Origin of the sequence: Streptomyces malaysiensis subsp. malaysiensis (genome assembly GCF_040653035.1) — a bacterium.
Taxonomy (GTDB): Bacteria; Actinomycetota; Actinomycetes; order Streptomycetales; family Streptomycetaceae; genus Streptomyces; species Streptomyces malaysiensis.
In genome coordinates this window covers 474,844-491,443 of record NZ_JBEZNG010000003.1, presented here as the reverse complement: position 1 = coordinate 491,443, position 16,600 = coordinate 474,844, and the positions used below count along the sequence as shown (strand labels likewise).

13 protein-coding genes, 1 pseudogene and 1 riboswitch are annotated in these 16,600 nt (G+C 71.6%); of the genes and pseudogenes, 4 read left to right on the top strand and 10 right to left on the bottom strand.

From position 1 onward, the window contains the following. Nucleotides 1–29: 29 nt before the first annotated feature. A complete protein-coding gene (locus tag AB0E24_RS09210; RefSeq protein ID WP_079257977.1) occupies nucleotides 30–629 on the bottom strand; it encodes a 2'-5' RNA ligase family protein in 600 nt (199 codons plus the stop codon). A 237-nt stretch (nucleotides 630–866) separates the two neighbouring features. After that, the gene (trpS, locus tag AB0E24_RS09205) at nucleotides 867–1,880 is read right to left on the bottom strand and encodes a tryptophan--tRNA ligase (protein WP_069870693.1); all 1,014 of its coding nucleotides are present in this window, start codon (nucleotides 1,878–1,880) and stop codon (nucleotides 867–869) included. A gap of 46 nt (nucleotides 1,881–1,926) precedes the next feature. Here trpS and AB0E24_RS09200 point away from each other — a divergent pair. Next, nucleotides 1,927–2,475, top strand: a pseudogene (locus tag AB0E24_RS09200) (RNA polymerase sigma factor); the annotation flags it as partial. A gap of 518 nt (nucleotides 2,476–2,993) precedes the next feature. Here AB0E24_RS09200 and glyA read toward each other — a convergent pair. Then, nucleotides 2,994–4,265, bottom strand: coding sequence for a serine hydroxymethyltransferase (gene glyA / locus AB0E24_RS09195; RefSeq protein ID WP_359375712.1), 1,272 nt, complete (start codon nucleotides 4,263–4,265; stop codon nucleotides 2,994–2,996). A 39-nt stretch (nucleotides 4,266–4,304) separates the two neighbouring features. After that, a riboswitch (ZMP/ZTP riboswitch) is annotated at nucleotides 4,305–4,402 on the bottom strand. 32 nt (nucleotides 4,403–4,434) lie between these two features. On the opposite strand from glyA, the gene rocD reads away from it, so the two are divergent. After that, complete coding sequence (rocD, locus tag AB0E24_RS09190) at nucleotides 4,435–5,655, top strand: ornithine--oxo-acid transaminase (protein ID WP_069870406.1); 1,221 nt, start codon at nucleotides 4,435–4,437, stop codon at nucleotides 5,653–5,655. Nucleotides 5,656–5,900: 245 nt separating this feature from the next. Here rocD and AB0E24_RS09185 read toward each other — a convergent pair whose 3' ends face one another. From AB0E24_RS09185 to pdxR, 3 genes are all read right to left on the bottom strand, one after another. Continuing rightward, nucleotides 5,901–7,088: a glutathionylspermidine synthase family protein gene (locus tag AB0E24_RS09185; protein WP_359375710.1), complete on the bottom strand. Its 1,188-nt coding sequence runs from the start codon at nucleotides 7,086–7,088 to the stop codon at nucleotides 5,901–5,903. 15 nt (nucleotides 7,089–7,103) lie between these two features. Next, nucleotides 7,104–7,454 (bottom strand): hypothetical protein, encoded by a 351-nt coding sequence (locus tag AB0E24_RS09180; RefSeq protein WP_102934921.1) that lies wholly within the window; start codon nucleotides 7,452–7,454, stop codon nucleotides 7,104–7,106. A 194-nt stretch (nucleotides 7,455–7,648) separates the two neighbouring features. Next, nucleotides 7,649–9,304 (bottom strand): MocR-like pyridoxine biosynthesis transcription factor PdxR, encoded by a 1,656-nt coding sequence (gene pdxR, locus AB0E24_RS09175; RefSeq protein WP_359375707.1) that lies wholly within the window; start codon nucleotides 9,302–9,304, stop codon nucleotides 7,649–7,651. Nucleotides 9,305–9,350: 46 nt separating this feature from the next. Between pdxR and AB0E24_RS09170 the strand changes: the two genes are divergently transcribed. Both AB0E24_RS09170 and AB0E24_RS09165 read left to right on the top strand, forming a co-directional pair. Next, nucleotides 9,351–9,836 carry a carboxymuconolactone decarboxylase family protein gene (locus AB0E24_RS09170; protein ID WP_069870412.1) on the top strand — a complete coding sequence of 162 codons (486 nt, stop codon included), beginning with the start codon at nucleotides 9,351–9,353 and terminating at the stop codon, nucleotides 9,834–9,836. Between the two features lie 12 nt (nucleotides 9,837–9,848). Then, a complete protein-coding gene (locus AB0E24_RS09165; RefSeq protein WP_359375704.1) occupies nucleotides 9,849–10,616 on the top strand; it encodes an isocitrate lyase/PEP mutase family protein in 768 nt (255 codons plus the stop codon). Between the two features lie 183 nt (nucleotides 10,617–10,799). Here the strand turns inward: AB0E24_RS09165 and AB0E24_RS09160 are convergent, their stop codons facing one another. Genes AB0E24_RS09160 through AB0E24_RS09145 form a run of 4 tightly spaced genes read right to left on the bottom strand, consistent with a single transcriptional unit; the run spans nucleotide 10,800 to nucleotide 16,512 of the window. After that, nucleotides 10,800–11,777, bottom strand: a complete 978-nt coding sequence (locus AB0E24_RS09160; RefSeq protein ID WP_069870415.1) for an ABC transporter substrate-binding protein — start codon at nucleotides 11,775–11,777, stop codon at nucleotides 10,800–10,802. 1 nt (nucleotide 11,778) lies between these two features. Then, nucleotides 11,779–13,788 carry an ABC transporter permease gene (locus AB0E24_RS09155; RefSeq protein ID WP_359375702.1) on the bottom strand — a complete coding sequence of 670 codons (2,010 nt, stop codon included), beginning with the start codon at nucleotides 13,786–13,788 and terminating at the stop codon, nucleotides 11,779–11,781. A 46-nt stretch (nucleotides 13,789–13,834) separates the two neighbouring features. Next, complete coding sequence (locus tag AB0E24_RS09150; protein WP_069870417.1) at nucleotides 13,835–14,926, bottom strand: quaternary amine ABC transporter ATP-binding protein; 1,092 nt, start codon at nucleotides 14,924–14,926, stop codon at nucleotides 13,835–13,837. Further along, the gene (locus AB0E24_RS09145) at nucleotides 14,926–16,512 is read right to left on the bottom strand and encodes a GMC family oxidoreductase (protein ID WP_359375700.1); all 1,587 of its coding nucleotides are present in this window, start codon (nucleotides 16,510–16,512) and stop codon (nucleotides 14,926–14,928) included. Before AB0E24_RS09145 ends, AB0E24_RS09150 begins: the two co-directional genes overlap by 1 nt. Between the last annotated feature and the right edge of the window lie 88 nt (nucleotides 16,513–16,600).

Sequence of the window (16,600 nt, the reverse complement as noted above, 5' to 3'; positions counted from 1 at the left end):
ACGGCGCCAATGGAATCCCGGCGCGAGGCTCAGTGGGAGGGCGCTGCCGGGCGGGAGAGAGCGGCCTGACGGGGCACCACGGGCGAGGCACCGTCGGGCTGTTCGTCCGCCCCGAAGGGGTATTCGCGGTCCAGCCGCCAGACCCCGTCCGCCCCCTGCTCGTACAGCGCGAAGCCGGTGATCGTCCAGGCGGCCTCGTACTCCTTGAGCTCCACGAACGCCCGGTCCATCGCCTCCTCGTCGATGCCGTGGGCGATCGTGACATGAGGGTGGTACGGGAACTGGAGCTCACGCGCGCACGGCCCGGACTCCATCCGGATCCGCTCCTGGAGTACCGCACACTCCTCGGCGCCCTCGACGATCCTTACGAAGACCACCGGCGAGAGCGGCCGGAAGGTGCCGGTGCCCTCCAGCCGCATCGGGAACGGCCGCCCCTCGGCCGCGACCCGCGCCAGATGGTCCTCCACGGCGGGCAGCACCGAGGCGTCGACCTCGGTCGGCGGCAGCAGGGTGACATGCGTGGGGATGCCATGGGCGGCCGGGTCACCGAAGCCCGCGCGCCGCTCCTGGAGGAAGCTGCCGTACGGCTCCGGGACCGCGATCGAAACGCCGAGCGTTACGGTCCCCACTGCGTTCTCCCTCCTGGCCCTCCCGGGCTGCTGAGTTCTGGCCGCTGTACCCGTGTCAGTGTGGCGGCTGCGCCGCCCTCGCGGCTAGATTCCTCGGTCCTTCGGCGCACCGGCCCAAAGGCCCCCTGGTCAGGAGGCCGGACCGGTGTGTTCCGCGATCCGCGCGGGCCCGTGTCCCATACGTGCGCGGGGTGCGCCGCGCTCACCGGGTGGTGCGCACGGCGCCTGGCGTGCCGCTCAGCGCGCCGCGGGCAGGAAGCCCACCTTGTCGTAGGCGGCGGCCAGCGTCTCGGCGGCGACGGCTCGGGCCTTCTCGGCGCCCTTGGCCAGGATTCCGTCCAACGTCGCGGGGTCGGCGAGGTATTCCTGGGTCCGCTCGCGGAACGGCGTGACCCACTCGACCAGCACCTCGGAGAGGTCGGTCTTGAGCGCGCCGTAGCCCTTGCCCTCGTAACGGCGCTCCAACTCCGGGATTTCGGTGCCGGTCAGGGTGGAGTAGATGGTCAGCAGATTGCTGACGCCCGGCTTCTTCTCCTCGTCGTAGCGGATCTCCGTCTCGAGGTCGGTGACCGCGCTCTTGATCTTCTTCGCCGAGACCTTCGGCTCGTCGAGGAGGCTCACGATGCCCTTCGGCGTGGACGCCGACTTGCTCATCTTGATCGCCGGGTCCTGGAGGTCGTAGATCTTGCCCGTCTCCTTGACGATGTACGGCTCGGGGACGGTGAAGACCTCGCCGAAGCGGCCGTTGAAGCGGTCGGCCAGATCCCGGGTGAGCTCGATGTGCTGACGCTGGTCCTCGCCGACCGGGACGTGGTTGGCCTGGTACAGCAGGATGTCCGCGACCTGGAGGATCGGGTAGGTGAAGAGCCCCACCGTGGCCCGGTCGGCGCCGTGCCTGGCCGACTTGTCCTTGAACTGTGTCATCCGGGACGCCTCGCCGAAGCCGGTGAGACAGTTCATCACCCACCCGAGCTGGGCGTGCTCGGGCACATGGCTCTGGATGAAGAGCGTGCAGCGGTCCGGGTCCAGACCGGCGGCGAGCAGCTGGGCGGCGGCGAGCCGGCTGTTGGCACGCAGCTCCGCCGGATCCTGCGGCACGGTGATCGCATGCAGGTCGACCACGGTGTAGAACGCGTCGTGGGTCTCCTGCAACGCGACGTACTGCCGGATCGCGCCGAGGTAGTTGCCGAGGTGGAAGGAACCTGCGGTGGGCTGGATACCGGAGAGCGCACGGGGACGATCGAGGGCCATGGCATCCATTCTCTCAGGTGTGGAACCAGACTCCGTCCGCCGGTGTATGAGAGATGTGAGGACTGAAGCACAGATCATCGCGAGGGTGCGGACCGGCGACGCGGAGGCGTACGCCGAGCTGGTGCGGGCCCATGCGCCGATCGCGCACCGCACCGCCCGGCTGCTCGGGGCGGGCGCGGATGCCGAGGATGTGGTGCAGGACGCCTTTGTGAAGGCGTATCTCGCGCTGGGGCGGTTCCAGAGCGAGGCGTCGTTCCGGCCCTGGCTGCTGCGCATCGTCGCCCATGAGACGAGTAACGCGGTGCGCTCGGCGCGCCGGAGACGGACGGCGGTGGACCGGGAGGGGGCGCTGCTGGCCGGAGCCGAGCCGGTGATACCGGAGTCCGCCGATCCGGCGGCCATGGCGCTGGCGGGCGAGCGGCGGGCTCGGCTGCTGGCCGCGCTGGAGCGGCTGAGCGAGCCGCAGCGGCGGGTGGTGATCTACCGCTATCTGCTGGATCTGGACGAGACGGAGACCGCGGAGGCTCTGGGCTGGCCGCGCGGCACGGTGAAATCGCGGCTGAGTCGCGCCCTGAGACGGCTGGAGCAGCTGCTGGGGCCGTCGGAGAGGGCCGATGAGACGGCCGATGAGGCGGGCTGGACGGCCGGTGGGCCGGGCTGGACTGCCGAGGGGACGGCCGGTGGGACGGCCGACGCGCCGGAGTGGACGGCCGATGGGACCGAATGGGGAGGCGAAGGAGATGGCCGAGGAAGGGCTGCCCGAAGAGCTGCGGGCGCTCGGGCGGGCGCTGGAGATACCGCCGTCCGGCGGACCGTCGCGGCACGGCGTGTCGCGGGCGGGCGGCATGGAGCCGGAAGCGAGCATGCCGCCGGAGGGAAGCATGCCGCCGGAGGGCGGCGCGGCTTCGGCGGGCGGCAGGGCCCCGGCGGCCCCGGCGGAAGTCAGGGCTCCGGAGGCAGGCGTCCCCCTGGACGGCGGGGAGACGCTGGTCGAGCGGGTGCTCGCCCGGATCGTGGGCCTTCCGGTGCCGGTGGCCGGCGACCGGATCCAGGAGGAGCAGTGGTGGCAGCCCCTGCCCGGCCTGGAGGCCGGGCAGGGGCCCGCGCCCGGCGTCAGCCGGTCGGCAGACCGGGAGCCGGATAGGCCGCCATCAGCTCGGACACCTCGCCCCTGATCTTGGCGAGGGCGCCCTCGTCACCGCTCTTCGCGGCGGTCACCGCGCGGTCCATCCACTCGGCCACGGCGGGCATGTGCTCGGTGGACAGACCGCGCGAGGTGAGGGAGGGGGTGCCGATCCGGATACCGGAGGGGTCGAAGGGCTTGCGCGGGTCATAGGGGACGGTGTTGTAGTTCACCACGATCCCGGCCTGGTCCATGGCCTTGGCCGCGACCTTGCCCGGCACCTCCTTGGGCGTCAGGTCCATCAGGATCAGATGGTTGTCGGTGCCGCCGGAGACCAGCTCGAAGCCGCGGGCGAGCAGTTCCTCGGCGAGCGCCTTGGCGTTGGCGACCACGGCATGGGCGTAGTCACGGAAGGCGGGCTGGGCGGCCTCGTGCAGGGCCACCGCGATGGCGGCGGTGGTCTGGTTGTGCGGACCGCCCTGGAGCCCGGGGAAGACGGCCTTGTCGATGGCCTTGGCATGGGTCTCGCGCGACATCAGCATCGCGCCGCGCGGACCCCGGAGCGTCTTATGAGTGGTGGTGGAGATGACATCGGCGTACGGCACGGGCGAGGGATGGGCGCCGCCCGCGATCAGACCGGCGATATGCGCGATATCGGCGATGAGCACCGCGTCCACCTCGTGGGCGATCTCCGCGAAGGCGGCGAAGTCGATCGTGCGGGGCACCGCCGTGCCACCGCAGAAGATCAGCTTGGGCCGCTCCTCACGGGCCAGCTCGCGCACCTGGTCGAAGTCGATCATCCCGGTGTCCTGGCGCACCCCGTACCGGACACCGCGGAACCAGGTGCCGGTGGCGGAGACGCCCCAGCCGTGGGTGAGATGACCGCCCATGGGCAGTGCCATGCCCATCACGGTGTCACCGGGCCGGGCGAAGGCCAGATAGGCCGCGAGGTTGGCGGGTGAACCGGAGTAGGGCTGGACATTGGCGTGCTCGGCGCCGAAGAGGGCCTTGGCCCGGTTGATCGCCAGGGTCTCCACCTGGTCGATGACCTGCTGGCCCTCGTAGTAGCGGCGGCCGGGGTAGCCCTCGCTGTACTTGTTCTGCAACACCGTCCCGGAGGCTTCCAGGACGGCGGCGGAGACATAGTTCTCGCTCGCGATCAGGCGCAGGGTCTCGGACTGCAACAGCTCCTCGGCGCCGACGAGGGAAGCGAGTTCGGGGTCGGCGGCCGACAGTGCGGGATGGGACAGGGGCAGGCTCATCGAGTCCTCCGGGGCGATCGGTGACGGTCCGGTCGTGTCCCGGGGTGCCCAGGCGGGCGGCACCTCGTGGCGCTGGGGCCACGCATCGCTTCCTCGTGGTCGGTTCCACGCTCGGCTCGCCAGTCACGATGCGCACCCCCACTCTAGCTAGTGAGACAAGGAGGACAAGATGGGATCGGGACGCTCCGCGGAGCGGGCCATCGCCGCCGCCGAGGCCCATGGCGCGCACAACTACCATCCGCTGCCGGTCGTCGTCGCGTCCGCCGAAGGCGCCTGGATGACCGATGTCGAGGGCCGCCGGTATCTCGATCTGCTCGCCGGATACTCGGCGCTCAACTTCGGGCACCGCAACCACCGGCTGATCGAGGCCGCCAAGGCGCAGCTGGACCGGGTCACCCTCACCTCCCGCGCGTTCCACCACGACCGCTTCGGCGCCTTCTGCGCCGAGCTGGCCGAGCTGTGCGGCATGGAGATGGTGCTGCCCATGAACACGGGCGCGGAGGCGGTGGAGACGGCCGTCAAAACCGCCCGTAAATGGGGCTACCGGAGCAAGGGCGTACCGGACGGCCGGGCCAGGATCATCGCCGCCGAGAACAACTTCCACGGCCGGACGACCACCCTCATCAGCCTCTCCACCGATCCGGAGGCCCGCGCCCAGCACGGCCCCTTCACCCCGGGGTTCCCGATCGTGCCGTACGGGGACCTGGCGGCGATGGAGGCGGCACTCGACGCCGCGCCCGAGGAGACGGTCGCCGTGCTGCTGGAGCCGATCCAGGGCGAGGCGGGGGTGGTGGTGCCGCCACCCGGCTATCTGGCCGGGGTCCGGGAGCTGACCCGGGAGCGGAATGTGCTGTTCATCGCCGATGAGGTCCAGTCCGGCCTCGGGCGCACCGGCACCACCTTCGCCTGTGAGCACGAAGGGGTGGTCCCCGATGTCTATGTGCTGGGCAAGGCGCTGGGCGGTGGCGTGATGCCGGTGTCGGCGGTGGTGTCCTCCCGCGAGGTGCTCGGGGTGCAGCGCCCCGGGGAGCACGGCTCCACCTTCGGCGGCAACCCGCTCGCCTGCGCCGTCGCCCTGGAGGTCATCGCCATGGTGCGGACCGGAGAGTTCCAGCGGCGCTCGGCCACGCTCGGCGAGCTGCTCCACCGGGAGCTGGGGCCGCTCATCGGAAACGGGGTGCGGCAGGTGCGCGGCCGGGGGCTGTGGGCGGGCGTGGACATCGAGCCGTCGCACGGCACCGGGCGGCAGATCTCCGAGCGGCTCATGGACCGCGGAGTGCTGGTCAAGGACACCCATGACGCCACCATCCGGATCGCCCCGCCCCTGGTAATCGGCGAGGAGGACCTGATGTGGGCGCTGGACCAGCTCAGGGCGGTGCTGGCCGAATGAGCGGGTACGGTCCGGCGGCCCGGCGCGGCGCGGTGGCCCGGCGCGGCTCAGCGCCGCCGCGCGGCTTAGGGGCCCAGTACGGCACAGTGGCCCCACGCGGCTCAGCGCCCTCGCGCGGCTTCGGGGCCCGGCTCGGCTCAGCGGTCTGGCTCGGCTCGACAGTCCCGCACGGCTCGGTGGCCCCGCGCGGCTCTGCGGCCCCAAGCGGCTCGGCAGCCCCGCGTGGCTCAGTGGCTTCGTGCGGCTCAGAGGATCACATGGGGGATGAAGCGCGCGTATTCATCCGTCACCAGCCCCGCCGACTCGCGGATGCCGAGTCCGGCCGACTCGCCCTCCACGACCCAGGTGCCGAGCACCACCCGGTTGCCGTCGAAGTCGGGCAGTGGAGCCAGTTCCTGGTAGCAGCACGGCTCATCGCGGAGGACGGGCTCCTCGCCCGGCGGGTGCACGGTCACCCCGGCGCCCTCCCGGCCGAGCAGCGGTTTGGCCACATAGCCGGTGGTGCGGGCCAGTTCCCGGGGGCCGTCGAGGTAGGCGGGCAGCAGATGGGGATGGCCCGGGAAGAGCTCCCACAACACGGCCAACAGCGCCTTGTTGGACAGCAGCATCTTCCAGGCCGGTTCGATCCACAGCGTGGATCCGGTGCCGCCCCCGTTGTCGAGCGTGTCCAGTACATGCGGGCCGAACCGGTCGGTGACCAGCCACTCCCAGGGGTAGAGCTTGAAACAGCTCCGGATGAAGCGGAACCGCTTGTCCACGAAGCGGCCCGACAGCCCTTCCCAGCCGATGTCCTCCATGGAGATCGCCTCGGTCCTCAGCCCGGCCTGCTCGGCCGTCTCCCGGAGGTAGGCCACCGTCATCAGATCCTCGCCCAGCTCGTCCCCGGCGGAATGGGCGAAGTACAGGGGCGTTCCCGGCGGCAGCAGCGCCGCCTGGGTGCGCCAGGCGTCGACCAGCCGTTCATGGAGGGAGTTCCACTGGTCCGCGCCCGGAAAACGGTCCTCCATCCAGAACCACTGGGCGCTCGCCGCCTCCACCAGCGAGGTGGGCGTGTCGGCGTTGTACTCCAGCAGCTTCGCCGGGCCCGCCTCACCGTCGTAGCGCAGATCGAACCGGCCGTAGACGCTGGGCTGTTCGGCCCGGCGGTGCCAGGACTCGGCGACCAGCCCGGCCAGCCGTGGATCGTGGATGCCCAGGTCGGCGAAGCGGCCGGTCTCGACGATATGGGCGGCCGCGGCCAGCGACATCCGGTGCAGCTCCTCGACCACCTCCTCCAGCGCCTCGACCTCGGGCAGCGAGAAGGCGTAGTAGGCGCTCTCGTCCCAGTAGGGGCGCAGCAAGCCGTCCGGGTAGCGGGTCAGCGGATAGATGACCCCCTGCTCCTCCACCGTGGACTGCCAGCCGGGGCGGGGGTCGATGGTGTGGCGCTTCATCGAGGGACGGCCCGCTCAGCCGCCGCTGGAGCCGGAGCAGCCGAAGCCACCCCGGTCGGCGGCCTTGCTCTTGTCGAAGGTGCCGTAGTCCGCCCAGCGGCCGCTGACGTCGGAGTCGTAGTACCACTCGCCGTCGACGCCCGCCTTGCCCCGGCTCTTCTTGCCCTTGCCGCCCGTGGTGGACGAAGAGCCCTTGCAGGCGCCGGAGTCGACGACCCGGTACCCGTTCACGGCGTCATAGCTGTTCCGGTCCACACAGCGCTTGTCCGGTTCCGAACCACAGGAGGTGAGCGCCGCCGCCAGCGCGCCCATACCGCCCAGGATCACCGTGCTCGACCTCAGCCGCCGTGTCGTCTTCCGTTCCATCGCAGTCTCCCCCGTTTCTCTCCCCGAGACCGCCGCCCACCCTAGGTGGAACTACCGCGCCCATGGACGGCGGGGCCCGGCCGTGCCCACGCGGCGGAGCCGCAGACCGGCACAGCCCCGCGCCTCTTCGAGGCAGCTTGCGAGCCGCGGCCGGTGGCTTCCACCGAGTTGCTGAGAGGGGGGGCTGGCCAGGCTCAGGGCAGCACTCGGCACAGCGCTTCCAGCGCGCCCGTGAAGGCGTGGTCGGGCGGGGTGCCATAGGCGAACACCAGCGCGTCCGGCCCCTCCCCCGGCGTCGGTCCGGGCCCACCCGGCTCCCGCTCCTCGCGGTAGCGGAAGCGGGAGAGCCCCTCCAGGGCCAGGCCCTGCCAGGCCGCGCCCTGCACCACGGACCGCTCGGTGCCCGGCGGCAGTTGGAGCACCGCGTGCAGCCCCGCCGCGATGCCCGTGACCCGCACCCGCGGGGCGCGTTCGGCGAGCGCCGCCACCAGCTGGTCGCGGCGGCGCCGGTAGCGCATCCGCATACCGCGCACATGGCGGTCGTACGCCCCGGAGTCGATGAACTCCGCGAGCGTCAGCTGGTCAAGACCGCCCAACTGCCACTCCCCCGTCCCCTTGACCGCCAGGAGGTCGTCCATCAGATGGTCCGGCACCACCATCCAGGCCAGCCGCAGCGCGGGCGCCAGGCTCTTGCTCGCGGTGCCCAGATAGACCACATGCTCGGGGTCCAGCCCTTGCAGCGCCCCGACCGGCTGACGGTCGTAGCGGAATTCCCCGTCGTAGTCGTCCTCCAGCACCAGCCCGCCCACCCGCGAGGCCCAGTCGACCACGGCGGCGCGCCGATCGGGGTCCAGCGGAACCCCGATGGGGAACTGATGCGCCGGGGTGAGCAGCACGGTCCGCGGCCCGGGCAGCCGGTCCAGCTCCGCTGTCCGGGCGCCCTGCTGATCGACCGGCAGCGGCACGGTGCGCAGCCCTGCCCCGCGCATCACGTTCCAGTGGATGTCGAGCCCGTAGGACTCCACGGCCACCTCACCGTGCCCGGCCTTCTGCCGCACCCTGCTGAGCAGGGCCAGACCCTGGACGAACCCCGCACAGATCACGACCCGTTCCGGCGCGGCCCGCACCCCACGAGCGCGCGCCAGATAGTCGGCCAGGACCCGCCGCAGCTCGGGCCGTCCGGCGGGGTGACCGTAGCCGAAGGCGTCGTTCGGCGCGGCGGTCAGGGCGCGCCGGGCCGCGGAGAGCCAGGCGGACCGGGGGAAGGCCGAGACATCGGGTTGGCCGGGGCGCAGATCGTAGACGGGCCGGGCGGCGGCCGCGGCGGCGGGCGGGGGTGTGCGCGGCGGGGCGGGTTCGGGCGGTACGACGCGCCGGGCGACCCGGGTGCCCGAGCCCTGCCGGGCCGTCAGCCAACCCTCGGCAACGAGCTCCCCATAGGCGTCGGCGACGGTGTTCCTGGCGATGCCGAGGTCGGCGGCGAGGGAACGGGAGGAGGGCAGCCGGGTGCCCGGGGCGAGCCGCCCGCCGCGGACGGCGTCGCGCAGCGCGCGGATGAGCGCGTCCCGTACTCCGGTCCCGCCGCCCGGCGGCAGATCCAGATGGAGGTCCGTGCCCAGCCCGGCGGCCCGGTCGGCCGTCCCCTGCCCGGGGTCGCCCGCCCGCTCACCGGCACCGGCCGTCCGGGGCCCGGATCCGCCTGTCCGCTGCCCGGGGCTGTCCGCGCCCTCCCGGGCCCCGCCCGTCCGCTGTCCGGACCCGCCCGACCCGCCCGACCCGCCCGGCCGCTGTCCGGATCCGCCTGTCCGCTGTCCGGGTTCGTCCCTCTGAGTGGCCCATGAATCCGCCATGGAAATGGACCATACTCCTGGGCCGCCCGGCCTCTAGCGTGGAGGCATGACGACGACAGAGACCACTCACCGACACGCCCCCCGGATGCAGTTCGCCAAGGCCGCCCCCGAGGTCTACAAGGCCATGGTCGCCCTGGACGCGGCCGCCAGAAAGGACGTGGACCCGAAGCTGGCCGAGCTGGTCAAGACGCGTGCCTCACAGCTCAACCACTGCGCGTTCTGCATCGACATGCACACCAAGGACGCCCGTGCGGCGGGCGAGTCCGAGGACCGTCTGTACCTCCTCAACGCCTGGGAGGAGGCCGTGGACCTGTACACCGAGAAGGAGCAGGCCGCCCTCGCCCTGACCGAGGCCGTCACCGTCCTGACCGACGGTTTCGTCCCGGACGAGGTCTACGAGCGGGCCGCCAAGCACTTCGAGGAGCGGGAGCTGGCCCAGCTGATCGCCCTGATCTTCACCATCAACGCCTGGAACCGGATCGGCGTGACCACCCGCTTGGCCCCCGGCGCCTACAAGCCCTCGGGCCACTGAGGCGGGCCCGCCATGACGGCACCAGCGACCACCGACGGCGCCCGAACGCTCCGCGCGCTGCACCACGGCCGCGAGCCCGGCGATCCGCTGGTGCTCCCCGGCCCCTGGGACGCCGCCTCGGCCCGGGTCTTCGCCGACGCCGGTTTCCCCGCGCTCGCCACCCCGAGCGCGGGGATCGCGGCTTCCCTCGGCCACCAGGACGGTCAGACTCCGCCGCAGGAGATGTTCGCCACGATCGCCCGGATCGTCCGGGCGGTGGACATCCCCGTCTCCGCGGACGTCGAAGCGGGCTACGGACTGGCCCCCGAGGAACTGGTCGAGCGGCTGCTGGAGACCGGCGCGGCCGGCTGCAACCTGGAGGACTTCGACCGGGCGGCCGGGCGGCTGGTGGAACCCGGGCGACAGGCGGACCTGCTGGCGGCGGTGCGGGCCGAGGCGGGCGAGGGCCTGGTGATCAACGCCCGGGTCGACACCTTCGTCCACGGCGGCCCGGACATCGGCCCCGAGGCCGCGGCCACCGCCGCGATCGAGCGTGCACGGCTCTATGTGGCGGCGGGCGCGGACTGTGTGTACCCGATCCTCGCGCCCCCGGAGCTGCTGCCCCGCCTGGCGGCCGCCATCGACGCCCCGCTCAACGCGGCGGCGTTCGACCCGGATGGCCCGTCCCCGCGTGAGCTGGGCCGGCTGGGCGCCACCCGGATCACCTTCGGCCCCCGGCTGCTCCGGCAGACGATGGCCGCGGCCGCGGACCTCGTAAAACAGCTGGACCCGGCACCGTAAAACGGCCGGACGCCCGCCGTGAGACAACCGGACCCGCGCCGTGAAACAGCCGGACCCCCGCCGTGAGACAACCGGACCCGCGCCGTGAAACAGCCGGACCCCGCCCCGTCCCTTGATCGCGGACGAAGCGGGGTCCACGGGGTCCACCCCGTATGCCTGGTGCCTACGGCCGTAGAGCCGCCCCTACGGAATCCACTTCTTCCAGACGTCCGGGTGCGCCTCGACCCACTTCTTCGCGGCGTCCTCGGGCGACATCCCCCGCGAGGCGATCAACTCGGACACCTCGTTCTGGTCCTGCTTGGTCCAGTGGAACTTCTTCAGGAACGCCGCCGCCTTGCCGCCCTTCTTCGCGAAGTCCGCGTTGAGGTACTTCTGAAGCGGTGTGGTCGGGTAGGCGCAGTCGAAGGAGTCCGGGTCCTCGGCCCCCTCGTTCGCGCACTCGTCCGTGTACTTGGGCAGCTTGACCTCGACCATCGGCACCTGGTTGAACAGCCACTGCGGCTCGTACCAGTAGCTCAGGAACGGCTTCTTCGCCTTGGCGAACTGCTTCATCTGGGTGATCTGCGCCGCTTCCGAACCCGAGAAGACGATCTGGTAGTTCAGCTTCAGGTTCTTCACCAGCGCCTTGTCATTGGTGACATAGGACGGTGAACCATCCAGCAGCTGGCCCTTGCCGCCGCTCTCCGCGGTCCTGAAGGTCTTCGCGTACTTGTTGAGGTTCTTCCAGTTCAGAACGTCCGGATGGGCGTCGGCGAAGTACTTCGGCACCCACCAGCCGATATGGCCGGTGACGCCGAGTCCGCCGCCCGGCACGATCGTCTTCTTGTCCTTGACGTACCGCTGCTCCTGGTCCGGGTGGCCCCAGTCCTCCAGAATCGCGTCCACCCGGTCCTGGCTGAGCGCGTCCCACGCCGGCACCTCGTCCACCTGGACGGTGTCGACGCGATAGCCCAGCTCATGCTCCAGCAGATACTGGGCGACCGCGACATTGGACTGGGCGCCGACCCAGGACTGGACGGAGAGCGTGACGCTCTTCGCCCCGCCCACATTGGCGTACGGCGAGCTCTGCTTGGTCATGTCCGCCGCGCCGCAGCCGGTCGCGGTGAACACGGCCGTGACCCCGACGGCGGCCATCAGCAGCTGAGTACGGGTGCGAGCCATATCAGGCCCCCTTCCTGTCGCGGCGCGCCGTCGGCTGGGTGACCCGGTCGAGCATCAGACCCAGGCAGACGATCGCCGCGCCCGCGACCAGACCGGTGGCCAGATCGCCCTGTGCCAGGCCGAACACCACGTCGTAGCCGAGCGCGCCCGAGCCGACCAGACCGCCGATGATCACCACGGCCAGTACCAGCACCACGCCCTGGTTGACCGCGAGCAGCAGCGCCGGGCGGGCCAGCGGCAGCTGGACCTGGCGCAGCTGCTGCCCCTGGGTGGCGCCGAGCGAACGCGCCGACTCCAGCGCCGCCGGGTCCACGTTCCGCAGCCCCTGGGTGGTGATGCGGATGACGGCGGGCAGCGCGTAGACGATGGCGGCGGCCGCCGCCGGGGCGCGGCCGACGCCGAACAGCGCGACCACCGGGATCAGATAGACGAACTGCGGCATGGTCTGGCACACATCCAGCACCGGCCGCAGCAGCCGCTCCAGCCGGGTGGACCGCGCGGCCGCGATGCCGATCGCGAAGCCGAGCACCAGCGTGACGAAGACGGCGGCCACCACCTGGGAGAGGGTGTCCATGGACGGCTCCCACACCCCGAGCACACCGATCGCGGCCATGGCGGCGGTGGCGGTCAGGGTGGTGGCCCAGGTGCCGATCAGCCAGGCCAGCGCCGCGACGATCAGCAGCACCGCGTACCACGGGAGGCCCTGGAGCCCCTCGCGCAGCGGGTCCAGGATCCACTTGACGTAGTCCGAGGCCCATTCGGCAGTGCCGCCGACGACCGGCACACCGGTGTAGAGGTGGTCGACCATCCAGTCCTTGAACTGGTTGACGGGCTCCTCGATGGCGACGGTCCAGCCGGTCGGCCAGGTCTGGGACCCGGCCAGCCGCCCGGCGACGGTCACCACCACGGTGATCGCCGCGACGCCCGCCCAGGCCGGCCAGCCGCGCAGCAGCCGGGGCCCGCCCTCGGCCGGCGGGGCGCCGAGGCGCTCGCCCGCCGACGCCGTGGTGCGGTCCATCACGACGGCGAGCAGCACGATCGGCAGGCCGGCGGCCAGCGCCTTGCCGACGTCCACGCTGGACAGCGCCTGGTAGACGCGGTCACCGAGACCGCCGCCGCCGATCACCGAGGCGATGACGGCCATGGACAGCGCCATCATGATCGCCTGGTTGACGCCCAGCAGCAGCTCCTTGCGGGCCAGCGGCAGCCGGGCCGACAGCAGCCGCTGCCGCCAGGTGGCGCCGAGCGAGGTCACCGCCTCCAGCACCCCGGCGTCCGCACCGCGCAGGCCGAGGGCGGTGAGCCGGGCCATCGGGGGCGCCGCGTAGATCACGGTGGCCAGCACCGCTCCCGGTACGCCGATGCCGAAGATCAGCACAACGGGCAGCAGATAGGCGAACGCGGGCAGCACCTGCATGGTGTCAAGCACCGGCCGCAGCGCCCGGAACGCCCGTTCCGAGAGCCCGCCGGCCAGGCCCAGCAGCACACCGATGACGACGGACGCGGTGACGGCGACGGCCATCAGCGCCAGGGTCTGCATCGTCGGCACCCACATGCCCAGCAGCCCGCATACGACGAAGGACACGACGGTCGTCACCGCGACCCGCACCCCGGCGACCCGCCAGGCCACCAGCGTCGAGGCGGCGGTGACCCCGGCCCAGCCGAGGGTGAGCAGGACGACGTAGACGGCGCGCACGCTGATGATGACCGCGTTGCTGATGTGGCCGAAGAAGTAGAGGAAGATCCAGTGGCTGTCGCGGTTGTCGATGATCCAGTCGCTGGCCTTGCCGAGCGGTTCCGACACATCGACGGTCAGCGCGTCCGGCCAGGTGCCGCTCGCCCACTTGGCGTGCGCCAGGGGTATGAGCACGGCGGCGATCACCACGAGCACCGCCAGCTTGCGCACGGCGTGGCTGTGGACGGCCGCGCTCAGCGGGGACGGGCGCGGTTCGGGCGCGGCCGTCCTGGTGGCGTCCGATTCGGTGGTGGGGCGGGTGGCCGTGGCACTCATACGCGCCTCCCGGTCCCGCCCGGCGGGGAGAGGGTCGAGGCGGTGCTCATGCCGCGGCCACCTCCTTGCGGTCCAGGCCCGCGACCACGCTCAGCAGACAGGCGTGGTCGACGACGCCCAGGCAGCGGCCGCCGTCCATGACGCGCGCCAGGCCGCCGCTGCGGGCCACGGCCTCGATCGCGTCGGCGACCGTGGTGCCCGGGGCCAGCGCGGGCCCGCCGTCCTGCTCGTCGGACTTCGCGGGGCGCATGGCACGGCGCACGGTCAGCACCTGCTCCCGAGGAACATCGCGGACGAAGTCCCGTACGTAGTCGTCCGCCGGGGAGCCGACGATCTCCTCCGGGGTGCCGAGCTGCACGATCCCGCCGTCGCGCATCAGCGCGATCCGGTCGCCGAGGCGCAGTGCCTCGCTGAGGTCATGGGTGATGAAGACCATCGTCCGGCCCTCGTCGTGGTGCAGCCGGATGACCTCCTCCTGCATATCGCGGCGGATCAGCGGGTCGAGCGCGCTGAACGGCTCGTCGAAGAGCAGCACCTCGGGGTCGACGGCGAGCGCCCGGGCCAGGCCCACCCGCTGCTGCTGACCGCCGGAGAGCTGTCCGGGGCGGCGGCGCTCCAGACCGGTGAGCCCGACCTTCTCCACCACCTCGGCGGCCTTGGCCCGCCGCTCGGCCTTGCCCACGCCCTGGATCTCCAGCCCGTAGGCCACGTTGTCGATGACGGAGCGGTGCGGCAGCAGCCCGAAATGCTGGAAGACCATGGCGGCGCGATGCCGGCGCAGATGGCGCAGCCGCGCCTTGTCCATGGCCAGAACGTCCTCGCCGTCGATCTTCAAGGTCCCGGAGGTGGGCTCTATCAGCCGGGTCAGACAGCGGACGAGGGTGGACTTGCCGGAGCCGGACAGCCCCATGACCACGAACACCTCGCCCGGCTGGACGTCGAAGGAGACCTCGCGGACGGCGGCCGTACAGCCGGTGCGGGCGCGCAACTCCCCGGCGGACAGCTTCGCCTCGGCGGAACCGGGGATCCGATCGGCCTTGGGGCCGAAGACCTTCCACAGGTCGCGGACCGAGAACACCGGGGTGCGCTCGCCGCTCTCGGGGCTCTTGGGCGTCTCGGGGGCCACGGTCGTCGCCATCACGCCTCGCCTCCCGGCGCGAGCGTGGCGGCTCGCTCATCGGGCCTGTGCCGTTCCCGATCACGATCCTCGAACAGCAGCTCAGCGCACTTCTCGCCCACCATCAGGACTCCGATCATCGGGTTCACGGCCGGCATCGTCGGGAAGACGGACGCGTCGGCGATACGGACGCCGCTCAGGCCCCGGATCCGCAGATCGGGGCCGACCACGGCGAGTTCGTCCGACGTGGCACCCATACGACAGGTGCCCGCCGGGTGGTACACGGTGTGCGCGACCTTGCGGGCGTACTCGCCGATCTCCTCGTCCGAGGTGATCTCCGGGCCCGGGCACACCTCGCGCTTGAGCCAGCTCGCCAGCGGTTCGGTCTTGGCGATCTCACGCGCGACACGGATGCCGTCGACCAGCGTGCGGCCGTCGTAGTCCTCCTCGTCCGTGAAGTACCGGAAGTCGAGGGCGGGCTTGACGGACGGGTCGGCGCTGGTGAGGAAGAGCCGGCCGCGGCTGCGCGGCTTGGGGATGTTCGGGGTCATCGACACACCGTGCTCGGGCTTTTCATAGCCCAGCCGCTCCGGATTGTCGGTGAACGGGATCTGGTAGAAGTGGAACATCAGGTCCGGGCCCCGGGATTCGGGGTCCCGTCGGATGAACAGGCCCGCGTCGGAGTCCATCGCGGAGTTGTCCGGAATCGGGCCGTCCGTCTCCCAGACGATGACCGACTCGGGGTGGTCGAGCAGATTCTCGCCAACGCCCGGCAGATCGTGGACGACGGGGATGCCCAGCGCCTCCAGATCCGACCTGGGCCCGATACCGGAGTGCATCAGCAGCCGCGGGGTGTCCACGGCGCCCGCGCAGACCAGAACCTCGGTCTCGGCCCGGACGAGGATCTCCGCACCGTCCTTGGTGCGCACATGGACGCCGGTGACCCGGCCGGTCTCGTCGAGCTCCAGCCGGTACGCCCAGGTCTCCAGCATCAGATGGAGATTGGGCCGGTCCAGGAACGGATGCAGATAGGCGACGGACGCCGAGGAGCGCTTGTTGTTCTCCGGGTGGTACGCGAGGTCGAAGAAGCCGACGCCCTCGTGGAACGGCTTCTTGTTGAACCCCTCGACCCGCGGCACCCCGGCGGCGGCCTGGGCGGCGTCGACGAAGTCCCGCGCGATCGCGTTCCGGTCCTTCTCGTCCACCGGGACGATGTTGTTGCGCAGCCGCTGGAAGTACGGGTCCATGGACTCCGCGTCCCAGCCCTCGGCACCGGCCTCGGCCCACTCGTCCCAGTCACCCGGCAGCGGCTTGAAGGAGATCAGGGTGTTGTGCGAGGAGCACCCTCCGAGCACCCGCGCCCGGCTGTGCCGGATATGCGAATTTCCGCGTGGCTGCTCGGTGGTGGGGTAGTCGTAGTCCAAGTCGCCGCCGAGCAGCCCGAGCCAGCGGCGCAGGGTGAGCACATCGGGCCGGTCGACATCGGACGGTCCGCCCTCGATGACGGCGACACGGATGCCCGGGTCCTCGGTGAGCCGGGAAGCGATCACCGATCCCGCGGTGCCGCCGCCGATGACGACGTAGTCATATACGACAGGTACGGACATGTGGGGTACTCCTCGCGTCTTCCCCGAACGGCTCGCGCGGGCGCGGGCCGGGGGCTGCCGCCCCTGGGGGTGGGGGTGATGCTGGGCG

Excerpts from the sequence above, each read along its gene's own strand:
- trpS (WP_069870693.1), bottom strand. The coding sequence starts at position 1,880 with ATGGCCCTCGATCGTCCCCGTGCGCTCTCCGGTATCCAGCCCACCGCA.
- glyA (WP_359375712.1), bottom strand. The coding sequence starts at position 4,265 with ATGAGCCTGCCCCTGTCCCATCCCGCACTGTCGGCCGCCGACCCCGAA.
- rocD (WP_069870406.1), top strand. The coding sequence starts at position 4,435 with ATGGGATCGGGACGCTCCGCGGAGCGGGCCATCGCCGCCGCCGAGGCC.
- AB0E24_RS09185 (WP_359375710.1), bottom strand. The coding sequence starts at position 7,088 with ATGAAGCGCCACACCATCGACCCCCGCCCCGGCTGGCAGTCCACGGTG.
- AB0E24_RS09180 (WP_102934921.1), bottom strand. The coding sequence starts at position 7,454 with ATGGAACGGAAGACGACACGGCGGCTGAGGTCGAGCACGGTGATCCTG.
- pdxR (WP_359375707.1), bottom strand. The coding sequence starts at position 9,304 with ATGGCGGATTCATGGGCCACTCAGAGGGACGAACCCGGACAGCGGACA.
- AB0E24_RS09170 (WP_069870412.1), top strand. The coding sequence starts at position 9,351 with ATGACGACGACAGAGACCACTCACCGACACGCCCCCCGGATGCAGTTC.
- AB0E24_RS09165 (WP_359375704.1), top strand. The coding sequence starts at position 9,849 with ATGACGGCACCAGCGACCACCGACGGCGCCCGAACGCTCCGCGCGCTG.
- AB0E24_RS09160 (WP_069870415.1), bottom strand. The coding sequence starts at position 11,777 with ATGGCTCGCACCCGTACTCAGCTGCTGATGGCCGCCGTCGGGGTCACG.
- AB0E24_RS09155 (WP_359375702.1), bottom strand. The coding sequence starts at position 13,788 with ATGAGTGCCACGGCCACCCGCCCCACCACCGAATCGGACGCCACCAGG.
- AB0E24_RS09150 (WP_069870417.1), bottom strand. The coding sequence starts at position 14,926 with ATGGCGACGACCGTGGCCCCCGAGACGCCCAAGAGCCCCGAGAGCGGC.
- AB0E24_RS09145 (WP_359375700.1), bottom strand. The coding sequence starts at position 16,512 with ATGTCCGTACCTGTCGTATATGACTACGTCGTCATCGGCGGCGGCACC.